13 protein-coding genes and 1 tRNA gene are annotated in these 14412 nt (G+C 66.4%); 6 read left to right on the plus strand and 8 right to left on the minus strand.

The window, feature by feature from the left end; genetic code table 11:
* Positions 1-9: 9 nt before the first annotated feature.
* Positions 10-1875, minus strand: coding sequence for a YibE/F family protein (locus tag GII31_RS06420; protein WP_213247834.1), 1866 nt, complete (start codon positions 1873-1875; stop codon positions 10-12).
* A gap of 103 nt (positions 1876-1978) precedes the next feature.
* Between GII31_RS06420 and GII31_RS06425 the strand changes: the two genes are divergently transcribed.
* Together GII31_RS06425 and GII31_RS06430 are read left to right on the plus strand one after the other, a co-directional pair.
* A complete protein-coding gene (locus tag GII31_RS06425) occupies positions 1979-2971 on the plus strand; it encodes a cation diffusion facilitator family transporter (protein WP_213247836.1) in 993 nt (330 codons plus the stop codon).
* 10 nt (positions 2972-2981) lie between these two features.
* Positions 2982-3959, plus strand: coding sequence for an LLM class F420-dependent oxidoreductase (locus tag GII31_RS06430; protein WP_213247838.1), 978 nt, complete (start codon positions 2982-2984; stop codon positions 3957-3959).
* An 86-nt stretch (positions 3960-4045) separates the two neighbouring features.
* Here GII31_RS06430 and GII31_RS06435 read toward each other — a convergent pair whose 3' ends face one another.
* From GII31_RS06435 to GII31_RS06465, 7 genes are all read right to left on the minus strand, one after another.
* Positions 4046-4222, minus strand: coding sequence for a hypothetical protein (locus tag GII31_RS06435; protein WP_213247840.1), 177 nt, complete (start codon positions 4220-4222; stop codon positions 4046-4048).
* 194 nt (positions 4223-4416) lie between these two features.
* Positions 4417-5841: an aldehyde dehydrogenase family protein gene (locus GII31_RS06440; protein ID WP_213247842.1), complete on the minus strand. Its 1425-nt coding sequence runs from the start codon at positions 5839-5841 to the stop codon at positions 4417-4419.
* Positions 5842-5907: 66 nt separating this feature from the next.
* Complete coding sequence (locus tag GII31_RS06445) at positions 5908-6069, minus strand: hypothetical protein (protein ID WP_213247844.1); 162 nt, start codon at positions 6067-6069, stop codon at positions 5908-5910.
* A 92-nt stretch (positions 6070-6161) separates the two neighbouring features.
* Positions 6162-6374: a hypothetical protein gene (locus GII31_RS06450; protein ID WP_213247846.1), complete on the minus strand. Its 213-nt coding sequence runs from the start codon at positions 6372-6374 to the stop codon at positions 6162-6164.
* 250 nt (positions 6375-6624) lie between these two features.
* The gene (locus GII31_RS06455) at positions 6625-7167 is read right to left on the minus strand and encodes a GNAT family N-acetyltransferase (RefSeq protein WP_213247848.1); all 543 of its coding nucleotides are present in this window, start codon (positions 7165-7167) and stop codon (positions 6625-6627) included.
* A gap of 135 nt (positions 7168-7302) precedes the next feature.
* Positions 7303-7379, minus strand: a tRNA-Leu gene (locus GII31_RS06460).
* A gap of 101 nt (positions 7380-7480) precedes the next feature.
* A complete protein-coding gene (locus GII31_RS06465) occupies positions 7481-8710 on the minus strand; it encodes an arginine deiminase (RefSeq protein ID WP_213247850.1) in 1230 nt (409 codons plus the stop codon).
* Positions 8711-8902: 192 nt separating this feature from the next.
* On the opposite strand from GII31_RS06465, the gene GII31_RS06470 reads away from it, so the two are divergent.
* The 4 genes from GII31_RS06470 (at position 8903) to GII31_RS06485 (ending at position 14406) form a co-directional block, all read left to right on the plus strand.
* Positions 8903-11110: an MMPL family transporter gene (locus tag GII31_RS06470; RefSeq protein WP_213247852.1), complete on the plus strand. Its 2208-nt coding sequence runs from the start codon at positions 8903-8905 to the stop codon at positions 11108-11110.
* Positions 11107-11751: a TetR/AcrR family transcriptional regulator gene (locus tag GII31_RS06475; RefSeq protein ID WP_213247854.1), complete on the plus strand. Its 645-nt coding sequence runs from the start codon at positions 11107-11109 to the stop codon at positions 11749-11751. The genes GII31_RS06470 and GII31_RS06475 overlap by 4 nt, the downstream gene beginning before the upstream one ends.
* A gap of 83 nt (positions 11752-11834) precedes the next feature.
* Positions 11835-12701, plus strand: coding sequence for a Bax inhibitor-1/YccA family protein (locus GII31_RS06480; protein ID WP_213247856.1), 867 nt, complete (start codon positions 11835-11837; stop codon positions 12699-12701).
* Positions 12702-13101: 400 nt separating this feature from the next.
* Positions 13102-14406 carry a hypothetical protein gene (locus tag GII31_RS06485; RefSeq protein WP_213247858.1) on the plus strand — a complete coding sequence of 435 codons (1305 nt, stop codon included), beginning with the start codon at positions 13102-13104 and terminating at the stop codon, positions 14404-14406.
* The last annotated feature ends 6 nt before the right edge of the window (positions 14407-14412 follow it).

The raw sequence follows: 14412 nt of genomic DNA on the forward strand, positions 1-14412 counted from the left end.
CGCCGACGTTCAGTCGGGCCGTGAATGCCTGCCGGGGCGCCGCGGTGCCGGTGGTTGTGGTGCCGGTGGCTGTGGGGCATGCGGCTGTGGGGCAGGCGGCTGCTCGGCCGCCGGTCGCCCGCCCGGCGGCGGTTCCGGTGACGACTGCCGGGGCGGCGGCGTCTGCCGGAGCGGCGGCAGCTGTTGGGCCGGCCGCTGCGGTGGCGTGGCGGGAGGCGGCGTCGCCTGCGCGGGAGGTCGAGCCGGCCGGTTACCGGGAGTTCCCGCGACCGGGCTCGTGTTCGGCCGGCCCGGTGTCGCTGATCGCGGGCGGTCGCCCGGCGCCGCCGGACGGATGCCGGGTGACGCGGCGCGCGGTACGTTCGCCGCGGGCGCAGCCGGGGCCGGGGTGTGTGAAGGTGGAGCCGCCGGGGTCTTCGTGCCCGCCGTGCTCTCGTCGGCCTGGTCCGGGCCACGCCGCTCGGATTCCGGGTCATGGTGGTCGTCGTCGTGGTGATGACCGTCGTGGTGATGGCCGTCGTGGTCGTCGGCGCCGGGGGTGGTCAGCGCGGCGGCGATCGCCGTGGTCAACGGCACCGACAGTGCGATGGCGATGCCGCCGACGAAGGATCGGCCCAGCTCCACGGCCACCGCGTCGGTGGTCACCAGCGAACCGAACGGCTGCTGGGCCACCGAGAACAACAGCAGCAGGGGCAGCGCGCTGCCCGCGTAGGCGAAGATCAGCGTGTATACGGTGCTCGCGATATGGTCGCGGCCCACGCGCATCGCCGCCCGGAACGTTGCCAGCCGCGACGGTTCACCCGCCGCGGCCAATTCGAACGCGGCCGAGGCCTGGGTGATCGTGACGTCGTTGAGCACTCCGAGCGCACCGATGATGAAGCCGGCCAGCAACAACCCGCTGATCGAGATACTGCCCTGGTAGACCTGCAGGTTCATCGTCTGATCGCCGGACAGGCCGGTCAGGTTCATCGTGGTGATGGCCAGCGCGGACAGGGCACCGGCCAGGAACAGCGACACCAGCGTGCCCAGTAGGGCCGAACTGGTGCGCATACTCACCCCGTGCGCCAGATACAGCACCACGAACAGGATCACGGCCGAGGACACCACCGCGACCGCGACGGGCGAGCTGCCTTCCAGGATCGCGGGCAGCGTGAAGAAACCCAGCACGGCGAAGGCGAAGACCAGCCCGATGATCGAGCGGAGCCCGCGCCACGAGGCGACCAGCACGATCGCCGCGACAAACGCGATCGCCCAGAGGATCGTCGCCGTCCCGCGCCGGAAGTCGAAGAATCCGTAGCGAACGCCGCCGTCGGGCGTGGGGGTGACCGCGACCCGGATCTTGTCGCCGACATGCAGGGTCGGCTGGCCCGGCTGCGGGTCGTCGAGCGTGCGTTCGTCGATGGCCACGCTGTCCGGGCCCTGACCGGACTGGGCCCGGTTCGTCGGAACCTCCAACAGCGTGAACCGGCCCTTGTGCTGCCCCGATGTCAGTTTGACGATGTTCTGGATACATGGGCCGACGCCCTCGTTCTCCACCGCGATATCGGCGGTGTCCTGCACCGTGCCGCTCAGCGGGTTGAGACAGTTCGCCCGTCGCTGCTCGAAGATCTCGGCGTCGACGGTGGTAATCGAACCGCCGTCGGCGGACCGGAACTGGGTGGGGATCGGGTGATCGCTGTACGACGGCCACAGCACCATCGCCCCGGCCGCCACCCCGAGCCCGATGAGGCTCAACGCGCCGATGACCACCCACCGGGCGAGCGGCGAGAACGAGGCGGCAATCGCCGACAGATCGTGCGAGTGTCCGTGCCCGTGCGAGTGGGCGCGTCCGCCGGCATTGTCGTGTCCGGGCCGGCCGGGGCGTGATGGGGTCACGCGGCCACAGTAGAGGATTCCGCCGGGCACGGTGGTATCCGCGGGCCCGGGCGCGGCCCGCGTACAGCTCCGCCAGTGCGCCGATGCGTGAGACGATCGCCTGATGCGCGAGGAATACGACGCGACCACCGTCGGCGACGGTCCGGCGCGGCCCGAACGTGACGCGGCCGGATCCCTGACGACGGTGATCATCGCTTTCGTGATGAACATTCTGGTGGCGCTGGCCAAGTCGGCGGCGGCCCTGGTGACGGGGTCGGCGGCGATGGTCGCCGAGGCGGCGCATTCGTGGGCCGACGCCGGCAATGAGGTGTTCTTGCTGATCGCCGAACGGCGCGGCGCGCGGGGCCGCGACAGGCGGCACCCGTTCGGTCACGGACGGGAGACCTACATCTGGTCGATGTTTGCCGCGTTCGGTCTGTTCACCGTCGGCGCGGTGGTGTCGATCATGCACGGGGTGAGCGCGCTGCGGCACCCCGAAGAAGGAGGGGACTACCTGGTCGGCTACATCGTGCTCGCTGTTTCGGCTGTGCTGGAAGGTGTTTCATTCCTGCAGTCGTTGCGGGAGGCCCGCTCGGGCGGCCGTCGCCTGTCGATGCATCCGGTGCGATACATCATTCGCACCTCCAACACGACGCTGCGGGCCGTATTCGTGGAGGACGCCGCCGCGCTGATCGGTCTCACGATCGCCGCGGCGTGTATGGCATTGCACGAGGTCACCGGCGATGCCACCTGGGACGCGGTCGGATCGATTCTGGTGGGCGTGCTGCTCGGCTTTATCGCGGTGTTCCTGATCACCCGCAACAGCGAGTTCCTGGTCGGGCAGCCCGCGCTGCCCGGACGCCGCGAACTGGCGTTGCGGCATCTGCTCGAACACCCCTCCGTCGACCGGGTCACCTACCTGCATCTGGAATACGTGGGGCCCGAGCAGTACTATCTGGTCGCGGCCGTCGACATCGTCGGAGATCTGGCCGAACATGATCTCGCGGTACGGTTGCGGGACATCGAGGCGCAGATCGAAAGCCTCGACTCGGTCGTCGAGGCGGTCCTGACCTTGGCCACACCCGACGAACCGTCACTGACGCCGCACCCGGCGTAGTTTGGCGAAGGTGCAACTGCGAATCTTCACCGAACCACAGCAAGGGGCCACCTACGACGACCTGGCGCGGGTGGCCGTCGCCGCCGAGGATCTCGGCTTCGACGCCTTCTTCAGATCCGATCATTACTTGGCGATGAATGCCCCCGGTGATCCCGGACCGACCGACGCGTGGCTGACATTGGCGGGGTTGGCCCGCGACACCACGCGCATCAGGCTCGGCACCCTGGTCACCTCCGCGACGTTCCGGTATCCGGGACCGCTGGCGATCGGTGTGGCCCAGGTCGACCAGATGAGCGGTGGCCGTGTGGAACTGGGATTGGGCGCGGGCTGGTTCGCGGCCGAACACGCCGCCTACGGCATTCCGTTCCCGCCGCTCGGCGAACGTTTCGACCGTCTCGAGGAACAACTGTCGATCATCACCGGACTGTGGGCGACGCCCGCCGGTGACCGGTTCGCCTTCGACGGAGCGCACTACACGTTGAGCGACTCGCCCGCCCTGCCCAAACCGGTGCAGGGCATGCCCGGACATCCTTCCTCGATGTCGGCGGCCGCGCCGCACCCCGGACCGCCGATCATCATCGGTGGTCAGGGCAGGGTGCGTACCCCGGCGCTCGCCGCCCGCTTTGCCGCCGAGTTCAATGTGGTGTTCGAGCAGCCCGACGTCGCCGAGACCCGGGTGGCGCGGGTACGTCAGGCGTGCGAGCGGATCGGCCGTGATCCGTCGGGCCTGGTCTACTCGGCGGCGCTGGTGCTGTGCACGGGCCGCACCGACGCCGAACTGTCCGCACGTGCCGACGCCATCGGCCGGGAGGTCGATGAGTTGCGTCTGAACGGGGCCGCGGGTACGCCCGCGGAGGTGGTGGAGAAGATCGAGCGGTACCGGGCCGCCGGGATCAGCAGGATTTACCTGCAGGTGCTGGACCTGTCCGACCTCGACCACCTCGCGTTGGTCGCCGACAAGGTCGCACCGCACCTCGCATCGATGTAGGGACCCGGACAGAACGGAGCACCGATCCCGCTGCCGAGACCGGCAGGGGATCGGTGCTCCGTTCTTCTGTCGCTGGGTGGACTCGATCAGCAGATCGAGATGCGGAACTGTCCGACCGGGATATGGACGCACACGCTGACCGAGCCGATCGCGTAGTACGGTTCCTTCTCGACGGGCGCTGCGGAAGCTGTCGGGGCAACGGCTCCGGTGATCGCGAAAGCCGCTGCAACCGTGCCCAATCCGATGGCGATTCGTTTCTTCACTGCTACTCCTCGATATCGTTGGTGGTCGCCGGTCGCCTTGGCGCACAAGACGTCAGTGCCAAAATTTTCCCCGGTTCGGGGCCTTTTGCTGACTATACCCATGTCGGGAGTCGGCGAAAAGTGCTATGGCGAAAACGGTGTACATTCGTAAAGATTTGGTCCGTGTGACGGACACGCGGCGGTGGGCGGCCCGTTCAGCGGGCGTACCCGAGCAGCGACTTGACCTCCAGGAAGTCGTCGAACGCGTAGTCGCTCCATTCCCGACCGTTTCCGCTCTGCTTGTAGCCGCCGAACGGGGTGGCCGGGTCGGGCCCGGCGCCGTTGATGAAGATCTGCCCCGCCCGGATCCGGGCGGCCACCGAGCGTACGGTGTCGACGTCCTCGCCGGAGACATAGCCGGCCAGACCGTAGTCGGTGTCGTTGGCGATCGACACCGCGTCGTCGACGTCGTCGTAGCCGATGATCACCAGGACGGGGCCGAAGATCTCGGTACGCGCGACCTCCATGGTGTTGTCGACCTCCGCGAACACCGTCGGCCGCACGTAGTAGCCGGCCGTCAGGCCGTCGGGCCGTCCGGTGCCGCCGAAGGCGACGGTCGCCCCGGCGTCGATGCCGGATTGGATGAGGGTCTGGATCTTGTCGAACTGTGCCTGCGACACCACCGGGCCGAGCCGGGCCCCGCTGTCGGGTGCGCCGACCGTCAGCTTGGCTTCGACGGACCGGGCCGCCTCGATCGCCTCGGCCATCCGGCCGGCCGGGACCAGCATACGGGTGGGTGCGTTGCAGGACTGACCGGAGTTGTTCATCACCGACAGCACACCGTCGGCGACGTTCTTGGCGAACGACGTATCGTCGAGAATGATGTTGGGGCTCTTGCCGCCGAGTTCCTGCGCGACCCGTTTGACCGTCGGTGCCGCGGCACGCGCCACCTCGATTCCGGCGCGGGTGCTGCCGGTGAACGAGACCATGTCGATGTCGGGGTGCCCGGACAGCGCGGCGCCCACTCCGGGGCCGTCACCGTTGACCAGGTTGAACACCCCGGCCGGAACGCCTGCCGTGGCAAGGACTTCCGCGAGAATCGCAGCGCTGAACGGAGCCACCTCCGACGGCTTGACCACCATCGTGCAGCCGGTGGCCAGGGCGGGGGCGATCTTGCAGGTCAGCTGATTGAGGGGCCAGTTCCACGGGGTGATGAACCCGCACACGCCGATCGGTTCCTTGACCACCCGTGAGGTACCCCGGTCCTCGGTGAACGAGTAGCCGGGAAGCTGCGCGGCGGCCGTCATCAGGTGCGCGAGCCCGATCGGGACCTGTGAACCGGCCGCGAGGCGGTCCGGCGCACCCATCTCCTCGGTGACCGCGGCGGCCAGATCACCCATCCGATTCTGGTATTCGGCGATGATGGCGTTCAGCAACTCCACACGTTCGGCGACGGAACTGCGGCTCCACGTGGCGAACGCGCGTCGGGCGGCGTCGACGGCGGCGTCGACATCGCGGGCTCCCCCGAGGGCGACGTGACCGGCGACCTGCTCGGTGGCGGGATTGATGACATCGAGGAGGGTGGGCTCGTGGGGCTCGACCCACTGTCCGTCAATGTAGAACCTGGTGATCTCGCGCATCGTGCTCCTCCGGCTGCTGTGACGTAGGCAATACTGGTACCTACGATCACACTACTGCGATGGCGATCACGCGTGCTTCTTGATCAGCTTCTTCGCTTCGTCCCCGGTGACGTTCTTGGCGACCTGCTTGCCGTTCTTGATCTTTCGGATCGTGTAGAGGCCGTCCTTCTTGGCTGCGGCGACATGGAGTCCGGCCTTCTTGGCTGCTTTGTTGAGGTCTTCGAGCATGAGCCGGATACTACGGGGCGAAGATGAACACGCAAGCCGAATTGCGGGCGGGTTACCGTGGACGCCACCTGACAGGGGGTGCTACGGCGGCATCAACCGATGCTGCTGGCTATCGCGATGATCACGCCGGCCACGCTGAGGATGATCACCGACGCGGCCGTGCCGATGGCCAGTCGCCGGCGATGATTGGCCATCGCGTGCACGAACAGTCCGACGCAGATCAGAATGGTCGCGGCGTAGAGCGCGATACCCAGGGTGAGCAGGGCGGCACCACCATCGGCCGCCGCGATGTCGATTGTCGTCACAGGATGTCCTGAGCCCGTCGCGGATCGCCGGGATTCGCGACGCGGCGTCGGGTCCTACGGGTCAGAAGACCTGGCTCATGACGTCGGAGAGAAACGCGTACAGAGCCGGCTGTGACCGGATGAAATCCCAAATCGCTTGTTCGAACATGGACTGTCCCTCCTGAGTGATCGTGATGACGACGGACCTCACAGTATCGCCCGTATCCTGTGCCTGGTTATCGGGTCCTGATGAGCCGGCCCGTGGTCCCGGTTATCGTCTGTCCTGCCACGTCGTCCGGTCGAGCCGGTGGACCAGGCAGTCATCGCCGTCGAACGATCGCCGCCCGACCACACGGAATCCGAGTCGCTGATAGAAGCGGTGCGCGTCGGTGTTCGAGTTCAGCGGATCGATGATGATCGCCACCGTCGACGGGTCGGCGAAGGCGCCGTCGATCACCTGGGTCATCATCGAGGTGCCGTATCCGCGGCCCAGCGCATCCCTCTCGCCGATCCAGATGTCGATGGCCCGAAGATGGGGTTCCACCTCGCCCCAATAGTGGGTCGGTTCGGCCAGCGGATCGATCACCTGCATCGCCCCGATCGGCCGCCCGTCGACCTCCGCGATCAGGTGGTAGTCGGCATCACCGGCCCCGGTGATCTCCTGCGCCCAGTCGGTATTATCGAAAGCTGTTGTGGCGGCAGGGTTGTCGGTGCTGCAAGCGATGACGTGCGGTTCCCGGTCCCACTTCTGGAGAATCGGCACGTCATCCAGTGTCGCGGGGCGCAGCGTTACCTCGTGCGGTGAAGGGCCCATCGACACAGCCTACGTCGGCCCGGCATGTCCTGTAGGACGTTGCGGCGGAGCCGCACGCCGCGAGGTGGAGCCCCGGAATGGAGTGCGTATGTGCTCTGCGGAAGCGTGCCGAAACCGCTTCCACCTGCGGTCATCTGGTGCCCCTAGTCGGACTCGAACCGACACTCGGCGGATTTTAAGTCCGCTGCCTCTGCCAATTGGGCTATAGGGGCGAACACCGCACGCATCGGCCCGGTGGCCTTCCAGGCTAGGGCAGAGCTCGCGGCCGGTTGGTGGCGGGGTGGGCCAGGAGGTGCGCGTCGGTGAATCCTGTTCAGTCGGGTATCGGGTCGCGTTCAATGGGGCACGACATGCAACGTGGTCCGCCGCGGCCCCGGCCCAGTTCATTGCCGGCGATCGGAATCACCTGGATACCGTTGTCGCTGAGAAACTTGTTGGTGGTGATGTTGCGTTCGTATCCGATCACCACGCCGGGGGCCGCGGCCAGAAAATTGTTGCCGTCGTCCCACTGCGCCCGCGCGGCCTCCAGCCGGTCGATCGGGGCGCGCAGCACCCGTAGGTCGTCTACGCCGAGTGCCTCGGCGACCACCGGCCACAGATCGTTGTTCTCGGTGACCGTATAGCCACGGGATTCGTTGGTGCGCAACGTGAACGAGCGTAGCGACGCCGGCAGGTAGGGGTAGACGCTGAACGCGTCGCGGTCAACCTGGGTCATCGCGGTGTCCAGGTGCATGAACGCGCGTTCGCGGGGCAGTTCGACGACGATCGCGGTATGCACGTTGCCGCTGCGGAACAGCGCTGAGGCCAATACCTCAATACCCTGCGGTGCGGTCCGTTCGCTCAGGCCGATCATCACGTGTCCGTTGCCGATCACGAGAATGTCACCGCCTTCGATGGTGGCGGGCGCGTGGTATCCGGCGTCGTTGCCGTAGTAGAAATCGAATGACTCGGCGGTGAACATCGGATGAAAGTTGTAGATCACCTGCGAGTTGATCGTTTCGCGCTGCCGGGCCGGTTTGGCCATCGGATTGATGCTGACGCCGGAATAGATCCAGGCCGAATTGTCACGCTGAAAAAGGTGGTTGGGGAGCGGGGCGAGCAGGAAATCGTCGTCGTCGAGATAGGACAGCAGCAGGCTCGACGTGCCGTGCAGATGCGGGGCGATCTCGCGTTTGAGGAGTCCGCCGATAAGGATCTCGGCGAGTTCGCCCGCGTCGTGGGTGCTCAGGAACTCCTTGAGGGGATCGCTGAGCGCCGGACCGAACAGCGACGGTGTGGTGAGCCGCTCGCGCAGGAAGTCACGCGCACCGTCGACGTCGATGGCCTCGGTGAGCAGTCGGTGATAGCTGTGGACCCGGGTGCCGAGGTCGCGGAGCACCTGCGCGAACGCCTCGTGCTCCTCGCGTGCCCGCTCGGCCCACATGATGTCGTCGAACAACAGGTCGTCCACGTTGGATGGGGTCAGCCGCAGCAGCTCGACGCCAGGTTTGTGCAGAATCACCTGCCGGAGCGGACCGACCTCCGAGTCGACGTGAAATGCCATGTGGTCACCTACGTTTCCGGGCGTTCGGCGTGACTGTGTCCGGTGCGCCCCGGTGCCACGCCGGCCTCGCTGTCACGCTAACACCGCCCGGTCGGTGTCGTCGGATGTTCGGCGAGGCTTGCCCAAATGGGTTACTGGCGTTAACTTAACGGCATTAACCCACGGGAGGACAGCAGACATGGGGGAACTCCGATGCCCGAACGCCTGACCCGAGCGATCATCGGCGCGCCGCGAACGGTGCTGATCATCGCTCTTATTCTCTTCATCGGCGCGGGAATCTACGGCGCGGGCGCCGCCAAGGACCTGCTCCCCGGCGGGTTCAGCGACCCCGATTCCGAATCGTCGGTGGCCGAGCGAATCCTGGATGAGCGCTTCGACCGGGGCGGCCTGCGGGCCGTGATCAAACTCGACGTCGATCTGGGCACCGACATTTCCACCGATCCCGCCGCGAGCCAGGTCGGCCGACAGATCATCGACGAGCTGAAGACCATCGACTACGTGCAGGACCCGGTCCTGTCGATCTGGGACCAGCCCCAACTGGAGGCGGGACTGCTCAGCATCGACAGATCCTCGACGCAGATCATCGTCAGCCTGTCCGGCGGCGAGGACAAGGCACCCGCCCGCGCCGAGGAACTGTCCGACAGGTTCAGCGGAGAACGGCAGGGCGTACGGATCCGGGTCGGCGGGCAGGCCATGGTGTTCGCAGAGATCAATACCCAGTCCTCCCGCGACCTGGCCATCGCCGAGGCGATCGCCATCCCCATCACCTTCCTCGTGCTGATCATCGTGTTCGGCGGGGTGGTCGCGGCCTCGCTGCCCGTCGGTATCGGCATCATCGCGATCGTGCTGACCTTCGCATACCTGCGGCTCATAGCGATCTTCACCGACGTGTCCGTCTACGCGCTCAACCTCGCGACCGCGATGGGTCTGGCGCTGGCCATCGACTACACACTGCTGCTGATCACCCGCTATCGGGAGGAGGTGCACGCCGGCCGAGGACGCGAGGACGCCATCGTGATCACGATGGCCACCGCGGGCCGCACCGTCCTGTTCTCGGCCATCACCGTCGCGCTGGCGCTGGCCGCGCTGGTGATCTTCCCGATGTACTTCCTGCGTTCGTTCGCCTACGCGGGTATCGGTGTGGTGGTGGTGGCGCTGGCCGCCGCGCTGATCCTGACGCCCGCACTGCTGACCGTGCTCGGGCCCCGCGTCGACAGTCTCGGCGTGAGCCGCCTGCTGCGCCGGGCCGATCGCCCGCAGCCCGCCGTCGAGGGCACCGTCTGGTACCGGATCGGCCGGTTCGCGATGCGCCGCGCCGTCGTCGTCATGGTCGCGGTCACCGCGTTCCTGCTGCTGCTCGGTGTGCCGTTCCTGTCGTTCAAATTCGGCTTCCCCGACGATCGGGTGCTGCCCGCATCGGCCAACTCGCACCAGATCCAGCAGGAGGTCCGCGACACCTACGCGCAGAACCTGTCGGGGGTGTCGACGGTGGTCGTGACCGGCGCCAACGACCCCGACAGCTTCGCGCTGCGCAGCTACAGCCAAGACCTGGCCAGAGTCGAGGGCGTCGACTCGGTGACATCGTCGGCCGGCCTGTTCGTCCAGGGGGCGCAGGTGGCCGAGGGCGACCCGACGGCCACTTCCGGCGGTATCGCGATCCTCACCGTGTCGTCCTCGCTGGAGCCGACCAGCCAGGAGGGCGGTGACCTGGTCAGGGCCCTGCGCGAAGTCGAACCGGCCGAGGGGATGGAAGCCTGGGTCACCGGGATCGCCGCAGGCGGCATCGACGCCGTCGACTCGATCTACGAGCACCTGCCGGCGGTGCTGGCGGTGATCGCCGTGGCCACCTTCATCCTGCTGTTTCTGTTCACCGGGTCGGTGGTGCTGCCGTTCAAGGCGCTCATCCTCAATGTGCTGTCGTTGACAGCGACGTTCGGGGCGATGGTGTTCATCTTCCAGGAAGGTCACCTCGGTGGCTTCGGGACTGTCGCGACCGGGCATCTCGTCGCCACCATGCCGGTCCTGATGTTCTGTATCGCGTTCGGGCTGTCGATGGACTACGAGGTGTTTCTGCTCGGCCGGATACGTGAGGAGTTCCTGGCCTCGGACGGTAGCCGGGAGGCCGGTGACCACGCCGTGGCCGTCGGCCTGGCCAAGACCGGCCGGGTGATCACCGCCGCCGCGTTGCTGATGAGCATCGTGTTCGCCGCGATGGCGGCCTCCGGTGTGTCGTTCATGCGGATGTTCGGAGTGGGGTTGGCCATCGCCGTGTTGATGGACGCCACCCTGATCCGGCTGCTGCTGGTGCCCGCGTTCATGCGGCTGATGGGGCGGCTCAACTGGTGGGCGCCGGCCCCCCTGCGCCGGTTGCATCAGCGGATCGGCCTGTCGGAATCATGACGGCGCGGCGACGGTCCCCACGCGGATCCGGCGAGCGGCTCGCGGGCGAGATCATCGACGCCGCCACCGACCTGCTCATCGCGGCCGGCGACGACTCGGCGGTGTCCATCCGCTCGGTCGCCGCCCGTGTCGGGGTCACCCCGCCGTCGATCTACCTGCACTTCGCCGACAAGCAGGAATTGCTCGACGAGGTGTGGCTGCGCTACTTCGAATCGATCGACAGTGTGCTCGAGGCCGCGGGCGACGGCGTCGACGATCCGCTCGAACGGCTGGTGCGGATGGGGATGGCCTATGTGCGCTTCGCCGCGAGCGCGCCGGCGCTGTACCGGCTGCTCGACGTCAGAACCCCGGGCAAGGGACACGGTTCGAAGGGCGACGAGGCGCTGATGACATCCGCGTTCGTCCGATTTCACGAGGTGGTCGCCGAACTCGTCGAGTCCGGGGGCGTCACCGACCGCGCTCCGGGTGACCTGGTGCTGGAACTCTGGGCCGCCGCGCACGGCATCGCGTCATTGATGATCGCCCTACCGGACCTGGGCTGGGATACCGATCTGTCGCACGCCGAGCACATGTTCACGGTACTGAGCCGGGGGATTCTCACCTCGGGTTCGCCCCGCGCCGATACGGTGGAGCAGCCGTGATGGTCAAGAGTAGGTAAAGTCGGAACCCTACGTACCCGTCACACGTTGGGGGAAGTAGACGCCCTACCCAGAAGGAGCCTGTGGTGAGAGAGAGCAGTAACCCGGTTATGCGCGGAGTCGTCCGCGATAACCAGACCGGCTATGCCGGATTCGGCGCCGGGGCCGCGGGGGCGGCCCAGGGCGCGATGTTCAACCAGCGCGGTCAGCAGTACGACCCTTACGCCCAGCAGCTACAGCCGCCCACCCAGCCGGCGACGCGCCAGCTCACCGTCGATGATGTGGTCACCAAGACCGCCATCACGCTCGGTGTGCTCACGCTGTCGGCGATCATCTCGTACTTCTTGGTCGACGCCAACGACTCGCTGGCCACCCCGCTGCTGGCGGTCGGCGCGATCGGCGGTCTGGTGCTGGTCCTGGTCGCCAGTTTCGGCCGGAAACAGGACAACCCGGCCATCGTGCTCGCCTACGCGGCGTTCGAGGGGCTGTTCGTCGGATCGATCTCGTTCGTCTTCGGCAACTGGGTGGTCAGCGGTGACACCTCGGCCGGTGCGCTGATCGGTCAGGCCGTCCTGGGCACGTTCGGCGTGTTCTTCGGAATGCTGGTGGTGTACAAAGTCGGTGCCATCCGCGTCACGCCGCGGTTCACCCGGATGCTGTTCGCCGGCATGATCGGCGTCGTCGTGCTGATGCTTGGCAACCTGGTGGCCGGATTCTTCACCGACGGCGGTTTCGGATTGCGCGACGGTGGCCCGCTGGCGATCATCTTCTCATTGGTCTGCATCGGCATCGCCGCGTTCAGCTTTCTGCTCGACTTCGATTCGGCCGACCGGCTGATCCGCGCCGGAGCCCCATCGAAGGCCGCCTGGGGTGTGGCGCTCGGCCTCACCGTGACCCTGGTCTGGCTGTATGTCGAGATCCTGCGTCTGCTGAGCTACTTCAACTCCGACTAGGGCGTGTCTCCAATTCTTCTGTCGAGGACGGCAAAGGGAATTGGGGAACAGGCCACAGTCGCGGATCGCTGGTTTCACGACGATCGCCGCGCCCTCTCCGAAGAGAGGGCGCGGCGACGTTTTGGCACCCCGCCGACTGCCGGACATCGGCCGTATGATCGCGATACCGGATGTCGTCGGTGGCGGTAGGTGGGCTATCACCGGCATTCGTCGGATATGGTTCCGGGGCGACGGTGACCGGGCCGGAGTCGGCTATCGGGCCGACGGAACAGTCGTCGCCGGCCCGAGACGACCAAGACCGCGGCGGCTGACACCCGATGAAATGTCAGTGGTCGATGTCAGAATCTGATTCAGCCTGGATGCGGTTCGGTACCAGGAAGCCTCGAGGAGATCAGGAACTATGGCCGATAGCGTTGCGAACAAAGTCGATGAACCGACTTCGGATGAATCGAAAGAATTCGAAGGACTGGCTCGCTTCTGGCTGCCGCCGGAGATGGTCGACCTGCGGGAGACTGCGGTTCTGGGCGGGTACGACATCGAAGTGCGCAACCGCTGTCTCGACGATGGAACTCCCTGCTGCACCATGCTGGTGCATAGTGTCGATGCCGACGGTAACGACCGCGACGACTTTGTGTGCTTCACTACCGACTACGTCGGCGGGGAATGGGTGGTGCCACGCGGCGGTACCGGTACGTTGCCCAATTTACTATCCGGGAAGGGCATTGCGGTTCAGTCGGTTCCGGTCCGCGAACTACTCCGTCGCATCGGTACTCACACTAATCCGTGGGATGTGGCGGTGTCCGATGATCCTGTGCGGTGCGCGACGGCGCAGGACGAGTACCTCCGGATCTTTTCCTACGGTACTTATGACGAGATGGTTGGTGCGAACGCCGAGCATCTCGCGCGAGCTTCGCAATCTGAGGATTTTCGTGCGCTGTATACCGTCGGGATTCTCTGCGGTCACGACGTCATAATCAGAAATAGCCGTGTCGAGGACACGCTCGAAACCGGAGTCCGTGTCCAGCTAGTCGATCGTGACGGCGCACCGGAAGGTACTCCGGTCGATGCCGTATCGGTATACCACGATGGTGAATGGAAACTTGACCCGGAGCGCGTCGGGTTGCTGAATGAGGCTGACGGAACCCTTGAACCCACGCCGGTCGAGGATTTGTTGGATTTCATGGTTTCGCAGGTGAACGACTGGGATTTTGCCGATGAGACGTTGGTCGAAGAGGACGGCCCGGCGCTGACCGAGCGGCAGCGGCGGACGATGCGTGCCACGCTGGCCGAAGCCGGCAACCTCGACGTCGCCGACCTGCGGGCGGTCATCCTGACACTCTCGGTATACCAACCTGTCACCGACCGGTACGAGGGCCGAGACTACCGCACCGTATGGTACTCGTCGCAGCGTGAGCACATCGCCGGCTGGCTCGCCGAGTACTCCGGCCCGGGCGCGTACAACAGGCGCACCGGCTCGGGCAGTTCCAAGGCGTTCTACGGGCGGTTCAAATGTGCGCCCGGACTTCTCTGGCTTGCCGAGGCGCTCGGCGAGGACCCGGCCATCTGCGATCGGGCGATCACCGCGGCCGACGCGGCGGGGAGTAACGTCGCATCGCAGTGCGGCGCGTTCCGCAAAATCGTCCCGTGGTCGCGGATCGTGGAACTACTCGACCGGACATTGGCCATTGGCGGGTCGACTACCTGACCGCGG

The sequence above is a fragment of the Gordonia pseudamarae genome, from assembly GCF_025273675.1.
Taxonomy (GTDB): Bacteria; Actinomycetota; Actinomycetes; order Mycobacteriales; family Mycobacteriaceae; genus Gordonia; species Gordonia pseudamarae.

Excerpts from the sequence above, each read along its gene's own strand:
- GII31_RS06425 (WP_213247836.1), top strand. The coding sequence starts at position 1,979 with ATGCGCGAGGAATACGACGCGACCACCGTCGGCGACGGTCCGGCGCGG.
- GII31_RS06440 (WP_213247842.1), bottom strand. The coding sequence starts at position 5,841 with ATGCGCGAGATCACCAGGTTCTACATTGACGGACAGTGGGTCGAGCCC.
- GII31_RS06445 (WP_213247844.1), bottom strand. The coding sequence starts at position 6,069 with ATGCTCGAAGACCTCAACAAAGCAGCCAAGAAGGCCGGACTCCATGTC.
- GII31_RS06455 (WP_213247848.1), bottom strand. The coding sequence starts at position 7,167 with ATGGGCCCTTCACCGCACGAGGTAACGCTGCGCCCCGCGACACTGGAT.
- GII31_RS06465 (WP_213247850.1), bottom strand. The coding sequence starts at position 8,710 with ATGGCATTTCACGTCGACTCGGAGGTCGGTCCGCTCCGGCAGGTGATT.
- GII31_RS06470 (WP_213247852.1), top strand. The coding sequence starts at position 8,903 with ATGCCCGAACGCCTGACCCGAGCGATCATCGGCGCGCCGCGAACGGTG.
- GII31_RS06475 (WP_213247854.1), top strand. The coding sequence starts at position 11,107 with ATGACGGCGCGGCGACGGTCCCCACGCGGATCCGGCGAGCGGCTCGCG.
- GII31_RS06485 (WP_213247858.1), top strand. The coding sequence starts at position 13,102 with ATGGCCGATAGCGTTGCGAACAAAGTCGATGAACCGACTTCGGATGAA.